Source organism: Glutamicibacter sp. Je.9.36 (assembly GCF_051129975.1).
Lineage (GTDB): Bacteria > Actinomycetota > Actinomycetes > Actinomycetales > Micrococcaceae > Glutamicibacter.
In genome coordinates, this window is record NZ_JBCPSN010000002.1 from 723,405 (window position 1) to 738,018 (window position 14,614).

The 14,614-nt window shown below is 58.9% G+C and carries 12 protein-coding genes; 7 read left to right on the forward strand and 5 right to left on the reverse strand.

The features are described 5' to 3' along the window. Positions 1-209 precede the first annotated feature (209 nt). On the forward strand, positions 210-434 hold the full coding sequence (locus AAZQ98_RS07865) for a DUF7455 domain-containing protein (RefSeq protein WP_105656767.1): 225 nt from the start codon (positions 210-212) through the stop codon (positions 432-434). Positions 435-561: 127 nt separating this feature from the next. On the opposite strand, the gene AAZQ98_RS07870 is transcribed toward AAZQ98_RS07865, so the two are convergent. The 4 genes from AAZQ98_RS07870 to AAZQ98_RS07885 all read right to left on the reverse strand — a co-directional run bounded on the left by AAZQ98_RS07870 (position 562) and on the right by AAZQ98_RS07885 (position 5,438). Then, a complete protein-coding gene (locus AAZQ98_RS07870) occupies positions 562-1,773 on the reverse strand; it encodes an RNA polymerase sigma factor (protein ID WP_434691153.1) in 1,212 nt (403 codons plus the stop codon). 254 nt (positions 1,774-2,027) lie between these two features. Beyond that, positions 2,028-3,131: a DUF4192 family protein gene (locus AAZQ98_RS07875; RefSeq protein WP_434691155.1), complete on the reverse strand. Its 1,104-nt coding sequence runs from the start codon at positions 3,129-3,131 to the stop codon at positions 2,028-2,030. Between the two features lie 85 nt (positions 3,132-3,216). Further along, positions 3,217-4,479, reverse strand: coding sequence for an MFS transporter (locus AAZQ98_RS07880; protein ID WP_105656770.1), 1,263 nt, complete (start codon positions 4,477-4,479; stop codon positions 3,217-3,219). Continuing rightward, a complete protein-coding gene (locus AAZQ98_RS07885) occupies positions 4,476-5,438 on the reverse strand; it encodes a proteasome assembly chaperone family protein (protein ID WP_434691158.1) in 963 nt (320 codons plus the stop codon). Before AAZQ98_RS07885 ends, AAZQ98_RS07880 begins: the two co-directional genes overlap by 4 nt. A 254-nt stretch (positions 5,439-5,692) precedes the next feature. Between AAZQ98_RS07885 and AAZQ98_RS07890 the strand changes: the two genes are divergently transcribed. From AAZQ98_RS07890 to AAZQ98_RS07905, 4 genes are all read left to right on the forward strand, one after another. Beyond that, a complete protein-coding gene (locus tag AAZQ98_RS07890; RefSeq protein ID WP_434691161.1) occupies positions 5,693-7,207 on the forward strand; it encodes a leucyl aminopeptidase in 1,515 nt (504 codons plus the stop codon). Positions 7,208-7,490: 283 nt separating this feature from the next. Continuing rightward, positions 7,491-8,870, forward strand: coding sequence for a dihydrolipoyl dehydrogenase (gene lpdA, locus AAZQ98_RS07895; protein WP_105656773.1), 1,380 nt, complete (start codon positions 7,491-7,493; stop codon positions 8,868-8,870). A gap of 117 nt (positions 8,871-8,987) precedes the next feature. Beyond that, positions 8,988-10,706, forward strand: coding sequence for a 2-oxoglutarate dehydrogenase, E2 component, dihydrolipoamide succinyltransferase (gene sucB, locus AAZQ98_RS07900; protein WP_434691164.1), 1,719 nt, complete (start codon positions 8,988-8,990; stop codon positions 10,704-10,706). Positions 10,707-10,817: 111 nt separating this feature from the next. After that, complete coding sequence (locus AAZQ98_RS07905; protein ID WP_105656775.1) at positions 10,818-11,168, forward strand: hypothetical protein; 351 nt, start codon at positions 10,818-10,820, stop codon at positions 11,166-11,168. Between the two features lie 78 nt (positions 11,169-11,246). Here the strand turns inward: AAZQ98_RS07905 and AAZQ98_RS07910 are convergent, their stop codons facing one another. After that, complete coding sequence (locus AAZQ98_RS07910; protein ID WP_434691166.1) at positions 11,247-12,845, reverse strand: serine/threonine-protein kinase; 1,599 nt, start codon at positions 12,843-12,845, stop codon at positions 11,247-11,249. On the opposite strand from AAZQ98_RS07910, the gene lipB reads away from it, so the two are divergent. Both lipB and lipA read left to right on the forward strand, forming a co-directional pair. Beyond that, positions 12,837-13,511, forward strand: a complete 675-nt coding sequence (gene lipB / locus AAZQ98_RS07915; RefSeq protein ID WP_286134117.1) for a lipoyl(octanoyl) transferase LipB — start codon at positions 12,837-12,839, stop codon at positions 13,509-13,511. The two genes, AAZQ98_RS07910 and lipB, sit on opposite strands and share 9 nt — an antisense overlap. Positions 13,512-13,545: 34 nt before the next feature. Beyond that, the gene (lipA, locus tag AAZQ98_RS07920) at positions 13,546-14,544 is read left to right on the forward strand and encodes a lipoyl synthase (RefSeq protein WP_434691169.1); all 999 of its coding nucleotides are present in this window, start codon (positions 13,546-13,548) and stop codon (positions 14,542-14,544) included. The last annotated feature ends 70 nt before the right edge of the window (positions 14,545-14,614 follow it).

Genomic DNA, 14,614 nt, shown 5'->3' on the forward strand with positions numbered 1-14,614 from the left:
TCCTACTTGCATGAGAAAGTACGTCTTATTCCATATTCTAATCGTTAATGTGTTCGAATACCCGCTATTTTCCGGTGCTGCCCAGCACGCCGGTCTCCTATGACCTTATCCACATGCGCTACGCGGTGAGCGAAAGAACAGGCAAATCGGGATAAAGTCGGAGCCCAAGCTGGTTGTATAGAGTAACCATCAACTTTAGGAGGCTGGCAATGACTACTACGACCGCTAGTCGTGAACTGAACGCCCTCGACCGGTGCGACCGCTGCGGCGCACAGGCCTACGTGCGAGCCGTGCTGGCTTCGACAGGCGGTGAGTTGCTCTTCTGCGCTCACCATGCCCGCGATGTAGAACCAAAGCTGCGTCCGCAGACTTCGGTATGGCAGGATGAGTCTTCGCGACTCTATGAAAAGCCCAAGGTGGACGCCAACGACTAAACTCGTGGCCAGCCACTAATTCGAGAAGGTGACCCAATTCTGGGTCACCTTCTTCTTGCATTAACGGCAAATAAAAAAATGTGGCCAGCAGTTCATTGAATGAACTACTGGCCACATCCTCAGATTCTTAGTCTAGGTAATCGCGCAGCACCTGGGAACGCGATGGGTGACGAAGCTTGGACATCGTCTTGGACTCGATCTGGCGAATGCGTTCACGAGTCACACCGTAGACCTTGCCGATTTCATCCAAGGTCTTAGGCTGGCCATCGGTCAGGCCGAAGCGCATGGCCACCACACCTGCTTCACGCTCTGAGAGCGTGTCGAGCACCGAGTGGAGCTGCTCCTGCAACAAGGTGAACGAAACTGCATCGGCTGGGACTACTGCTTCCGAGTCTTCAATGAGGTCACCGAATTCGGAGTCGCCGTCTTCACCCAACGGGGTGTGCAAGGAAATTGGTTCGCGACCATACTTCTGGACTTCGACAACCTTTTCAGGGGTCATGTCCAGTTCCTTGGCCAGCTCTTCTGGGGTTGGTTCGCGGCCCAGGTCCTGGAGCATCTGTCGCTGGACACGTGCCAGCTTGTTGATGACTTCAACCATGTGCACTGGAATACGAATGGTACGTGCCTGGTCAGCCATGGCACGGGTAATTGCCTGGCGGATCCACCAGGTGGCGTAGGTCGAGAACTTGAAGCCCTTGGTGTAGTCGAATTTCTCCACTGCACGGATCAGGCCAAGGTTGCCTTCCTGGATCAGGTCCAGGAACAGCATGCCGCGGCCGGTGTAGCGCTTGGCCAGCGAAACTACCAGGCGAAGGTTGGCTTCCAGCAAGTGGTTCTTGGCGATCTTGCCGTCGTGGATGATCTGCTCATAGTCCCAGCGCAAACGCTGGTCCATCGAGCCGTCGTCCTTTTCCAACTTGTCAGTCGCGAACAGGCCCGCTTCGATGCGCAGAGCCAAGTCAACTTCCTGCTCAGCGTTCAGCAGGGCGACCTTGCCGATCTGCTTCAGGTAATCCTTGACCGGGTCAGCGGTCGCGCCAGCGACCATGACCTGCTGCTGTGGAGCATCATCGTCACCGGTTGAAAGGGTGAAGCCCTTCGAATCATCGTCAGACTTCGGGTCCTTCGAATCGGTGCCTTGCTCAACATCGTCATCGGCGTCAGCCGACGCTCCGGTTGATTCGTCTTGCGCTGCAGTTTCAGCAGCGACCTTTTTAGTCCGAGGCTTGGCCTTGGTAGCGCGCTTCTTCGCTGCAGGGGCGGCTGCCTCGACCTCGGCCGCTTCAACCTCGGCCTCAGTTGCTTTGCGATTAGCGTTCGTCTCAGAAGATGACACGAATAACCTTTCTAACGATGCGTTCCGGATGCACCTGCCGGTAACACCACTATGACCCTGTCAAGTCCGATGGCGTTTAATCATTGACTAAACACCGAGAGCTGGCACATTGATATCAACGCATCAAGCCCGCCTAATGTTCCCGAAATCCGGAGATTTCAAGACATAGGCAATTCGAACCTAACCGGGTCTGTTGTCCCATTATCCATGAATTGCCACCGGGACACCACTTGGGACACTCCGGCTATTGCTGCTCAGCTGAAACTAGCACGCCATGCCCGCAATTGGTCGGTCGCCCATTCGGGCATGATTCCATGGGACATCAGCTTTTGCAGCAGCCTGGCCAGCTCGTAATTCGGGTTTTCCTCGACCGCTCGACCCAACAGGCACAACGCCATGGTTCCCCTGCCTCGCGCCCACTCGATCCACGCAAGAATGCACAGCAGGGCCTGACGCGCGTTGCCTTCAGCAACGCCGAGCAGGTCTCTGGCGACCTGCCACAACCGGTCAATCCTCTGCCAGTCCGGAGCATGCCAACCACGTCCCAGCAAATAGTTGGTCAATGGCGCGGCGGCAGATTCGCGATCCCCGCGCATCACGCCGAACAGCACATCCAGTGATGCTTCGAGTCCCTGACCAGCCAGGTACGGAAGAAGGTCACGCACGATTTTCACTTCCAAGGAACCCAGCAGCAATGCGGCGTGCTCATGCTCATCGTGAATCCAGGCCCGGGCTTCCGGCTCAGCCAGGTCCATGGTCTGCAGCCACGCTTCCAAGCAGTTGACGACGTTGTGCTGCTGATTCGAGATGATCTTCAGGATCTCAGCAGCCTGCGGCCATTGCGGGATTCCGCTACCGTCCCATGGAATGTCCAACGGTGCGGACCCGGCGAAGACCAACGACAAATGCGTTTCGTTCGTTTCCACCGGGCGCACGGGGGTCGGCTCAGCGTAATCATCGGTCGCGTAGTTCCAGACCACACGATCCTGCCGGCACCAGCTGTGACGCAGCAAGACCTTTTTGCTTGTCAGCCCCTGCTCTAGCTGCGCCACCAGATCCGCGTAGGGAATACCGGAGCCGGCCGACGTTCCTTCGGGCGCATAGACCACCAGAACCACCCCTTGGATATGGGGCATTCGTTCTAGCAGGCTCAGCAGCTGCGCGGTCCACGTCCCGCGCTCCGCCGCGGTGTTTTCCTCGGGCAGATCAACTCGCAAGGTCGCTTCCAGATGGTCCTCGTCTATCAGCATCAGCACGGCCGAATTCTGAGGATAGAAACCTAGGGCATGGGGCACATACGCCAAGATGTCCTCGCAACTGGACAGCGAGAGAGGGTGGCGTTCCGGTGTAGTTGTCATGGCTCCACGGTGCAACGCTGCGCTAGGCGCATGAGGTCAGAGGCTGCGAGCTGTGGAGAACCTTTCGGATCGCCCCGGTGCGGGCTTACTGCTCGGCGAGGAAGCGGCGTGCCTTGCGGCGTTCAACGACCATGAACACCATACCGAGCAATGCCATGGCGAACTGGACTGACAGGGCCACGCGGAAGGCCTGAAGATTGTAGAGCTCACCCACCGAGCCGTTGGCCTTATACAGCATGTCCATGATGAATCCGATGACGTAGATCGTGACAAAGGCACCTATGAACCCGCCGGTGTTCACCAGGCCGGTGGCCGTTCCCAGCACCTGCGGCGGGTTGAACGTTCGGGCGAAGTCGAAGCCGATTACGGAGGCCGGGCCACCGGCGGCAATGGCGATCATCAATAGCACCAGAATCCATAGCGGGGCCTGTCCTGGCCAGAACAGGACGACTGCCCACATCACCAGGATTGAGCCGACAATGCCCAGGGCAAAGTTGGAACGCTGGCTGGCATGGCGCGAGGTCAGGGCGCCGAGGATCGGTCCCACCACGATGGAAACCACAACGAACACCGCCATCAAGCCCGATGCCAGCGCACCGTCTATGCCTTGGCCTTCGACAAGGAAAGGATAGCCCCAGGTCATCATGAAGGTGTTGATCATGAATGCCGTGGAGAAGTGGGTCCAGAACCCCAAACGGGTCCCTGGCTGCTTCCAGGCCCGGGCAATCCGCGAGCCGGTCTCCTGCTCCCCCTGGCCGGACCCTTCCCAGGTCCTGCCATTGCGCACGAAAGCGATCGTGGTGATGAAGGTGGCAAAAGCGAAACCGGACATGACCGAGAACGCCGCGGACCAGCCGACGCCCAGCAAGATCATATGGAAAGGAAAGAGGCTGATGAGCTGACCGAGCTGGCCGAAGGTACCGGTGAGCTGGGTCAGCACCGGGATTCGCGAGCCGGAGAACCACAGGGGCAACAGCTTGAGCACCGATACGAAGACCATCGCGTCACCCATGCCAACCATGACACGCCCGGCCAACCCCATGGGGACGTTGACTGAAATCGCAAGGAACGCTTGGCCTGCGGCCATCAGCAGGGCGCCGCAGGTAATCAGGATGCGCGGACCGAATTTATCCAGCAGCAGCCCTACGGGCACCTGCGCGCCGGCATAGACAACCAGCTGCACGACGGAGAAGGTCGCCAGAATCTGCGCGCTGGCATCAAATCGTTCGGTGGCTTGGATGCCAGCGACGCCGAAGCTGGTGCGCTGCGAAATTGCAGAAATGTAGGCAAGAATTGCGAAGCCGAAGACGACCCACGACTTCGGTGAATTCAGATGGGCCTGGCTCACTGGTCGTGATCACCTGGCAACGGTTCGATGTGACCGTTTTTCAACCAATCTTCAGTGTTCTCAATGGCCGCAAGGAAATGCTCGGCGCTGGCGCCCAATTCCTCGGCATCCGCCATCTGCTCGTCTTCATCCAGCAACAGCGAGCGCGGTTCATGTTCCTTGGCATGCGCATCGAACCGTTCTTCGAATCCATCGACCATTTGGCGAACATCGCTATTGGTTTCGAGCTGTTCGGCAAGCTGCTGGTCCACCAGTCGACCTGCCTCACGCAGCTTGTCCGTTGGCAAAGCCAGCTTCAGTGCCGCTCCTACGTATTCCAGCGTCGCAACGGCAACGGCCGGGTACTCGGATTCGGCGAGGTAGTGCGGGGTGTGCAGGGAGTATCCCACGACATCACGGCCAGCTTCGCTCAGGCGAATTTCGAGCAGCGAGGCCAGACCTGCTGGCGATTCCACCGTAGGGCTCCACGTCGAGATGTTCTCGATCAGGTCCTTGCGGTTTCCATGCGCGGTAACGCCTACCGGGCGGGTATGCGGCACCGGCATCGGCAACGATGCGGTCCCCACAACCAGCGATATGTTGAAGGCTTCAATGAAGGAATGCAGTTCCGCGACCACGCGTTCCCACTTCAAGTCGGGTTCTACACCGGTGAGGAACCAGAACTTGCGGTCCATCTCATCGGTCATCAGGTAGATCTCCATGCGTGGAGCCTGGTATCCAGCGAAGTGGTCGCCCAGGAAAGAGACCCGCGGGCGCTGGGAAGTGTAGGCGATTAGCTCATCGGCGTCGAAAGTGGCGAAGAGCTCCGAGTCGAGGCGTCCGAAAAGCTCGTTGGAGACCTGCGAATGGTTATGCCCGGCATCGCTGATGCTCTTCAGCGAGACGAACATGCCAAGACCTTGAAGGCGCGAGTCATCCAAGTCGTCTGCGACCAGCGTCATCAACGATTCCTTGGACATTTTCTCCTCATTCAGGGTCGGCATCCGGCAAAGCGGGAGCGGCAACCATCGGCTGGGACTGCACTTCAAGTACAGATCAATGGTCCATCTTATCGCTACTTGGCTTTCGCTCGCTGTGAAGTAACGCACGATGACGCGGAACCTCGGATAACCTTGGGGTAGGAGACGCACAGCCCGCCGGCATGAGCTGTTCCGGAAAACCACCGGGGCTGTCGCGACCTTAGACCCTACAAAGGCATAGAAGGAATGATTTTGTGATCAACTCCAGTGATCTCACTTTGAGCGCCATTGGCGCCGACATCAAGCGCAAGAGCGCTGACACCCTCATCCTGGGTGTACTCAAGAACGGCGAAAAGGTGTCCATCGCGGCATCCCCATTCACCGCCGAAACCACCACTTCCCTGGAGCAGTCGCTTTCAGCTTTGGGCGTTGCCGGGAAGGCCGACGAAATCACCGCGCTGCCAGGCGTAGACGGTGCCAAGACCAAGACCTTGCGGTTCATCGGCCTGGGTGTTGACGAGCTAGCTGATCTGACCGAGGAGAAGCTGCGCCGCGCCGCCGGTTCGGCTGCCCGCCAGCTGAGCAACGCCAAGAGCGCCATTTTCGCTTTGCCTGCTGACAGCGTTGAGCGCGTGGCCGCCATCGCAGAAGGCATCGCGCTGGGCAGCTACCGCTACGAAAACCACCGTTCGAAGAAGAGCGAGAAGCCGGTACTGGCCGAAGCCCAGATCGTCACCTCGGTAGCGACATCCAAGGACCTGCCAGCAGTACTCAAGCGCGCTGCCATCCTGGGCCGCGCTGTACGCGGCACCCGCGATCTGATCAACGCCCCAGCCAACGTGCTGTACCCGGAATCCTTCGCCGCAGCAGTGAAGGACCACGCCAAGTCCCTGCCGCTGAAGGTCACCATTTTCGACGAGAAGCGCCTTGCCAAGGACGGCTTCGGCGGCCTGATCGGTGTTGGCGGCGGTTCGGTTCGCCAGCCGCGCATGGTCAAGATCGAATACGCGCCGTCGAAGGCCGCCAAGCACATCGCCTTGATCGGCAAGGGCATTACCTTCGACACCGGTGGCACCTCGCTGAAGCCTGCTGCCGGCATGCACGCCATGAAGTCCGACATGTCCGGTGCCGCCGCGGTCTTCCAGACCGTTGCCGCAGTCGCCGAGCTGGGCCTGAATGTCAAGGTCACTGCATGGCTGTGCCTGGCAGAAAACATGCCTGGCGGCGCCTCGACCCGTCCGGGCGATGTGCTGACCATGTTCGGCGGCAAGACCGTTGAAGTGCTCAATACCGACGCCGAAGGCCGCTTGGTCATGGCTGATGGCCTGGCAGCTGCCAGCTTGGAGAAGCCGGATGTCATGATCGACATCGCTACGCTGACCGGCGCGCAGATGCTGGCCCTGGGCCTGCGCACCGCAGGTGTCATGGGCGACAAGCAGGTCACCAGCGACTTGGTTGCCGTCTCGGACAAGGTGGGCGAATTGGCTTGGGCCATGCCGCTTCCGGAGGAGCTGCGCCCGTCCATCGAGTCGCAGGTTGCCGATCTGGCGAACATCGGTGAGCGCATGGGCGGCATGATGACTGCTGCCGTGTTCCTCGAAGAGTTCGTCGGTGAAGTAGACGGCAAGAAGATCCCTTGGGCCCACATCGACTTCGCTGGTCCTGCGTTCAACGAAGGCAGCGCCTGGGGCTACACTCCGAAGAACGGCACCGGCTCCCAGGTACGCACCCTGGTTGCCTACGCAGAGCAGCTCGCTGCAGCAAACTAGCCGCAGCAACGCAGGACTAATGGCAGTTCCTGTGTCCTGGAACTCATCCCGGTATCGCCAGAACTATCTGCACGATGCCGGGATGAGTTTAAAAATAAGAGACATACCTGACTTTTAATGCCCCGAAGGTGACTGCAACCATTGGACGGTACTAAGGTAAGTTTTGAAACATCACCGTGGATTAATGGTGCGCGCCCGCATGTGTCACGCTCCAGGAAGTCCACACCCGATCCCCTGGTCGGCCTAAGCCGGCCTCACTAAGCGAATACGAGGGAGCGTTCACGTGGCCGATTCGGCAGCAACGCAAGAATTTGATGTCCTCATCCTCGGCGGCGGATCCGCTGGATACTCGGCAGCATTGCGCGCCATCCAGCTGGGCTACACCGTTGGATTGATCGAGAAGGAAAAGCTGGGCGGCACCTGCCTGCACACCGGCTGCATCCCAACCAAGGCTTACCTGCACGCAGCAGAGCTGGCCGAGAACGCTCGCGAGGGTGCCAAGTTCGGCATCAACTCCTCGCTGGAGTCGATCGACCTGGCTGGCGTGCGCAAGTACAAGGAAGACATTGTTGCTGGAAAGCACAAGGGTCTCCAGGGCTTGCTGAAGATGAAGAAGGTCAACGTTATCACCGGTAACGGCCGACTGGTCTCCCAGGATTCCATCGATGTTGATGGCACCGTCTACAAGGGCAAATACATCATCCTGGCTACCGGCTCCACCTCCAAGACCATGGGTCTGGAAATCGGCGGCCGCGTACTGACCAGCACCGAAGCACTGAACATGGAAGACCTGCCAAAGAGCGCCATCGTGCTCGGCGGCGGCGTCATCGGTGTCGAGTTCGCTTCCGTATGGAAGTCCTTCGGCGTCGACGTCACCATCGTCGAGGGCCTGCCTTCGCTGGTTCCAAACGAGGACCCAGCCATCATCAAGAACCTGGAGCGCGCTTTCAAGAAGCGCGGCATCAAGTTCAACACCGGCGTCTTCTTCGAGAAGGTCGAGCAGGATGCTAATGGCGCCAAGGTCTCCCTGGCTGACGGCAAGGTCCTGGAAGCAGAGATCGTTCTGGTTGCAGTGGGTCGCGGTCCGGTCACCGAGGGCCTCGGCTTCGAAGAGCAGGGCATCACCATTGACCGCGGCTTCGTGATCACCGATGAGCGCCTGCACACCGGCGTTGGCAACATCTACGCAATCGGCGACATCGTTCCAGGCGTACAGCTTGCACACCGCGGTTACCAGCATGGCCGCTTCGTAGCCGAGGAAATCCACGGCATGAAGCCAACCATCGTCGAGGACATCAACATCCCGAAGGTGACCTTCTGCGAGCCAGAGATCGCTTCCGTGGGCTACTCCGAGCCGAAGGCCAAGGAGAAGTTCGGTGCCGACCAGATTGAAACCACCGAGTACAACTTGGCTGGCAATGGCAAGTCCTCGATCCTGGGCACCAGCGGCATCATCAAGATGGTTCGCGTCAAGAACGGCCCAATCGTTGGCGTTCACGGCATCGGCGGCCGCATTGGCGAGCAGATCGGTGAAGCCCAGCTGATCGTGAACTGGGAAGCTTACCCAGAGGATGTATCGCAGCTGATCCACGCACACCCAACCCAGAACGAGTCCCTGGGCGAAGCCGCAATGGCTTTGGCCGGCGCCCCGCTGCACGGTTAATCACGCTTTGGTCATACAGGCAGCGCGTTAGTTCAACGCGCTGCCTGTATGCACTAGGCTCGGAGGCAACGCCTCCCACCACTTTTCAAGCTTTATAAAACAAGGAGATACGGGACGATGTCTGAAACCGTAAACCTACCCGCACTGGGTGAAAGCGTTACCGAAGGTACGGTAACCCGCTGGCTGAAGCAGGTCGGCGACCGTGTAGAGGTAGACGAGCCGTTGGTGGAAGTTTCCACCGACAAGGTTGACACTGAAGTTCCTTCGCCGGTTGCCGGCATCATCGAGGAAATCTTCGTAGCCGAAGACGAGGACGCTGAAGTTGGCGCCCCACTGGTTCGCATTGGCGATGGCTCCGGCGCTGGCGAAGCTGCACCAGCAGCTCCGGCCGCTGAAGAAGCACCTGCCGAACCAGCCGCTGAAGAAGCACCAGCCGCACCTGCAGCCGAAGAAGCTCCAGCAGCTGCACCAGCCGCCGGCGCTGCTTCAGGCACCGAAGTGACCCTTCCAGCTCTGGGCGAGTCGGTTACCGAAGGTACCGTCACCCGCTGGCTGAAGGAAGTAGGCGAGGAAGTCTCCGTCGACGAGCCACTGCTTGAGGTTTCCACCGACAAGGTTGACACCGAAGTTCCTTCCCCAGTTGCAGGTACCCTGCTGGAAATTCGCGTTCCAGAAGACGAGACCGCTGAAGTTGGCGCTGTTCTGGCTGTTATCGGTGCAGCTGGCGCTGCTCCAGCTGCCGCCCCAGCCAAGGAAGAAGCACCAGCTGCTGCTCCGGCTCCTGCAAAGGAAGAGGCTCCGGCTGCTCCGGCTCCCGCTAAGGAAGAGGCACCTGCCGCTCCGGCTGCTCCCGCTCCTGCAAAGGAAGAGGCACCGGCTGCTGAGGCAACCAATGAGTCCGGCTACGTCACCCCACTGGTCCGCCGCTTGGCTAACCAGCACAGCATCGACATTGCTTCGGTGAAGGGTACCGGCGTTGGCGGTCGCATCCGCAAGCAGGATGTCCTGGACGCTGTTGCCGCCCAGGAAGCTGCTGCACCAGCCGCTGCACCAGCTGCCGCCCCTGCCCCTGCCGCCGCGAAGCCAGCTGCTCCTGCAGTTGAGGTTTCCTCGCTGCGAGGCACCGAGGAGAAGGCTCCACGTATCCGCCAGGTCATCGCTCGCCGTATGCGCGAATCCCTGGACGTATCGACTCAGCTGACCCAGGTCCACGAGATCGATATGACCCGCATCGTGAAGCTGCGTGCTTCGGCAAAGGCCAACTTCAAGGCCACCAACGGCGTGAACCTCACTTACTTGCCATTCATCGCCAAGGCTGTTGCCGAGGGCCTGAAGGCACACCCTAAGTTGAACGCCGAGTACAACGAAGAGACCCAGAAGATCACCTACCACAATGCCGAGCACTTGGCATTCGCAGTCGACACCGACAAGGGCCTGCTGGTTCCTGTTGTATCGAACGCTGGCGATCTGAACCTGGCTGGCATGGCTTCGCGTATCGCTGATGTTGCTGCACGCACCCGCAGCAACAAGATCGGTCCGGATGAGCTCTCCGGTGGCACCTTCTCGATCACCAACATCGGTTCGGTTGGCGCACTGTTCGACACCCCGATCATCAACCAGCCACAGGTAGCCATCCTGGGCACCGGTGCGATCGTGAAGCGTCCAATGGTCATTACCGACGCAGAGGGCAACGATTCGATTGCCATCCGCCACATGATGTACCTGTGCCTGACCTACGATCACCGTCTGGTTGACGGTGCCGATGCAGGCCGCTTCCTGCAGACCGTCAAGGCTCGCCTTGAAGGCGGCGCTTTCGAAGGCGAACTGGGACTGTAAAGATCCAGCTTTCGCTTTCGCAGCCTAGGTAGATAATCGCCCCTGTCGTTGATTCGACAGGGGCGATTCTGCGTTTTCTACGATCAGTCGAAAATAGATTAGGCTAGTATCATGACTATTCTTCTTTCAATCCTGATTTTCGTGCATATCTTGGGTGCAGCAGCTATCTTCGGCGGCTGGCTTGCTAATTTCAAGACTCCAACCGTCTCCGTATGGCAGTGGTATGGCGCTATCGTTCAGGTCGTAACGGGTCTGGCCATGGTCGGTATTCTCGAGGCTGGCGACGGTTCGCCAAACCACATGAAGATTGGAATCAAGTCGCTGATTGCAATCATTATCTTGGTGGCAGCGTTCCTTGGCCGGAAGAAGATGAAGAACGGCGAGGAAGTTCCTACGGGGATCGCTCACGCCGTGGGTGGCATGGCCTTGATCAACATCGCCATCGCGGTACTCTGGAACTAATCAGCATTAGCATTGACGGCGGGAGTCGCAACCATCAGCTTGGAGCAAGCTGTGGTTGCACCTCCCGCCGTTTCGCTTTTAACGGCGCAATACCTTGCCAATTTTCCAGCGCTCGTCTTCCAGCACTAGTTCCACTTCGATGCGTTGCGGCTGCGCGGCCTGGACGGCGTGAACCGTGGCTCCGCGGGCATCCACGTAGCGGTATTCCTCTTGGGTGGAAGTGGCAGCAAGAATGACAGAGTCCCCCTGCCCACGCGCCGATACCGTGACGTCCGTGAGTTTCGTGCGCAATCCCGCAAATTCCAAACCCATTTTCCGAAGCTGATCGATTGTTTCGAGATCTCGTTGCAGCTGCTCCGCTCCTGAAGCGTAGAGCCCCTTGAGCTTCTCCCCCGCCAGCTGCCCCATCGCTTCATCGCGCTCTCTTGAAAGCGCGAGGAATGCAGAGATCACGGTGTCCCGATTCAAGGCACAAGCTGGAACGTGCGCCCCGTCTTCAATTCTGCAGCTTTGCTCTGCTGACGGTACTGCCGTAGCCGCAGTCGTTTCGGTGGCCACAGCCGCACGGAAATGATTGACGCCCACGAGGCTCCCGATAATAACCAACGAGCCCAGTGCTGCGGCACCAGCCAATTTCACGGCCCCGGGGGTCCGGCGCAATCGATGGCTATGCCAGGAGTCATCGCGGCTGGGGCTTCGCTGCCTGCTTGCGGTATCGGCCTGGCGCTTGAAGCGCTTGTGCGCAGCATCCTGTTCCGCGGATGGATGGATGGTCTCCATCAGATGAGTAGCTTCTGGAGCTACATGCCCTTCCCAGCTGATGGGCTCTGCCGGACAGCTTGCGAACAACGTTCGAGCAAACTGATCTGCGGTCGGTCGTGCTTGCGGATCTGGATTCAGCGAATCGATCAACAGTTCATGAATGATCGAAGGGATTCCGGGGAACATCACGCTTGCCGGAGGACGCATCAGTTCCTCTTCGGGAATCCGTCCGGATAGGAGAAACCACAAGCAGGCGCCCAGCGAAAACACGTCCTGCTCTCCAACTTGGCTTTCCCGTACCCCGGCCTGCATTTCAGGGGCCATGAATCCTGGCGTACCGGAGCCGGTGAGCGCCTGCCGTGCTGAAGCTGATTCCTGGAAGTCAATGATCTTCGGCATTCCCTTGGCAGTGAGCAATATATTGGCCGGCGATAAGTCTCCATGGCGTTGGCCCTGCGCATGCATCACCGAAAGCGTCTGCGCGATGGGTGCCAGCGCGGTCACGCACTCCCCCAGGCCAAAGGCGCTTCGACTTGCCACAAGATCAGCCACGCTGCCACCGGGGCAATATTCCATAACCAGCCCCTCGCCCAATTGTGTCGACAGGGTTCCGTAGAAATCAACGACATATTTCCTTGACTGCGTTACCTGCTCTTGGCGAAGCGAGGTGATGTTTTCCATAGTCAGGCTAAGTTTTAGCGTGAGGTACAACTGGTCGCTTTCCCTCCGGATCAGCCAAACTTTACACGGTGACTTGGAACTTAGCGGCCTTACCGTGACATGCCCGGGGCTTGTCGGCCACGCTAGAACATTCGTAGAATCATCCATGACTCCGTTGTAGCCCAGAATCGTAAATTGCAAGCTGGATATCCACAAATGGGTTCGACGGCTCTGAATTAGCGACCGATCGTTCAAGAGCGTAGGCTAGCCGTCATGGCGATCGAATTCGAACGAGTCGGACTAGGCTCAAAATTTGTGCCCTACATGGAAGCTTGGGATTACCAAATCCAACTGCATGATGCGGTAGCCGCGGACACGCAAACCCCAAAAGTCCTGTTCCTGGAGCACGAAGCGGTTTACACCGCAGGCAAGCGAACTGAACCTGAAGATCTCCCGATGGACGGGACCCCCGTGGTGGATGTGGATCGCGGTGGAAAGTTGACCTGGCATGGCCCGGGACAGCTCATTGGCTACCCCATCGTCAAGCTACGCAAGATCAGCGCAATCCGACTTTACGTGGAGACCTTGGAAGAAGCCCTGATTAACGTGGTCAGCGAGCTAGGCATTCCAACGGCCCAGATCAAGGGCCGCTCCGGGGTCTGGGTACCGGGCAAAGACGGCGCTCAGGACCGTAAAATCGCAGCCATCGGCATCCGCATCAACCACGGTGTCACCATGCACGGTTTCGCATTGAACTGCTCGAACGCGCTTTCCGCCTACGAACAGATCATCCCCTGCGGCATCTCCGATGCAGGTGTCACCACCATTTCCGAAGAACTCGGCCGTACCGTCACCCCCGAAGACGTCGTTGACCGCGTACAAACCGAAATAGAGCGTCTGCTCACCCCTCAAGTCGTCTAGACAGTCACGCCCTCACCAAAGAAAGAGCTGTTTAATGAGCGTCGAACCAGAAGGCCGCCGTATGCTGCGCGTAGAAAAGCGCAACGCTGCCGTACCTGTGGAGCGTAAGCCAGAATGGATCAAGGCCAAGTTGAGCATTGGCCCTGAATACGTTGGCCTGAAAAATCTCGTACAGAGCGAAGGCCTGCATACGGTCTGCGAAGAAGCAGGCTGCCCGAACATCTTCGAGTGCTGGGAAGACCGCGAGGCTTCCTTCCTGATCGGCGGCTCAGAGTGCACCCGCCGTTGCGACTTCTGCCAGATCGCCACCGGCAAGCCCTTGGCAATTGACCGCTCAGAGCCATTCAAGGTGGCCATGAGCGTGAAGAAGATGGATCTGCGCTACGCCACCGTAACCGGCGTTGCCCGTGATGACCTCGAAGACGAGGGCACCTGGCTGTATGCCGAGACTGTGCGGCAGATCCACAAGATGAATCCAAGCACCGGCGTAGAGCTGCTGATCCCCGATTTCAGCGGCAAGCCGGAGAACCTGGATACCATCTGCGATTCGGAGCCAGAAGTCTACGCCCACAACGTAGAGACTGTGCCTCGCCTGTTCAAGCGTATCCGCCCGGCTTTCCGTTACGAGCGTTCCATGGATGTGATCACCCATGGCCGCAAGCGTGGCTTGATCACCAAGTCCAACCTGATTCTGGGTATGGGTGAAACTCGAGAAGAAATTTCCGAGGCCATGCGTGATCTCCATGAGGCAGGCTGCGATCTGCTGACTTTGACCCAGTACCTGCGCCCAACCGACCTGCATCTGCCAGTCGACCGCTGGGTCACCCCGCAGGAGTTCCTGGAGCTTCAGCAGGAAGCCGAAGAACTCGGCTTTGCCGGAGTCATGGCTGGGCCGCTGGTCCGTTCTTCCTACCGCGCTGGCCGCCTGTGGGCCGGCGCCATGCGCAAGAAGAGCCGCGAAATCCCAGAGGCATTGGCACATATCGAGTCCTCCGGCAACACGCGCCAGGAAGCAGCTTCGCTGATCAAGTAGCTCGGTCCAGTGGACCCCACGGCTAAGGCCCCGGAACTCCTGATGGAATCCATCGAGGGTTCCGGGGCTT

Bases quoted from the DNA above. Each gene is read 5' to 3' on its own strand.
- AAZQ98_RS07865 (WP_105656767.1), top strand. From the start codon at position 210: ATGACTACTACGACCGCTAGTCGTGAACTGAACGCCCTCGACCGGTGC.
- AAZQ98_RS07875 (WP_434691155.1), bottom strand. From the start codon at position 3,131: ATGACAACTACACCGGAACGCCACCCTCTCTCGCTGTCCAGTTGCGAG.
- AAZQ98_RS07885 (WP_434691158.1), bottom strand. From the start codon at position 5,438: ATGTCCAAGGAATCGTTGATGACGCTGGTCGCAGACGACTTGGATGAC.
- sucB (WP_434691164.1), top strand. From the start codon at position 8,988: ATGTCTGAAACCGTAAACCTACCCGCACTGGGTGAAAGCGTTACCGAA.
- AAZQ98_RS07905 (WP_105656775.1), top strand. From the start codon at position 10,818: ATGACTATTCTTCTTTCAATCCTGATTTTCGTGCATATCTTGGGTGCA.
- lipA (WP_434691169.1), top strand. From the start codon at position 13,546: ATGAGCGTCGAACCAGAAGGCCGCCGTATGCTGCGCGTAGAAAAGCGC.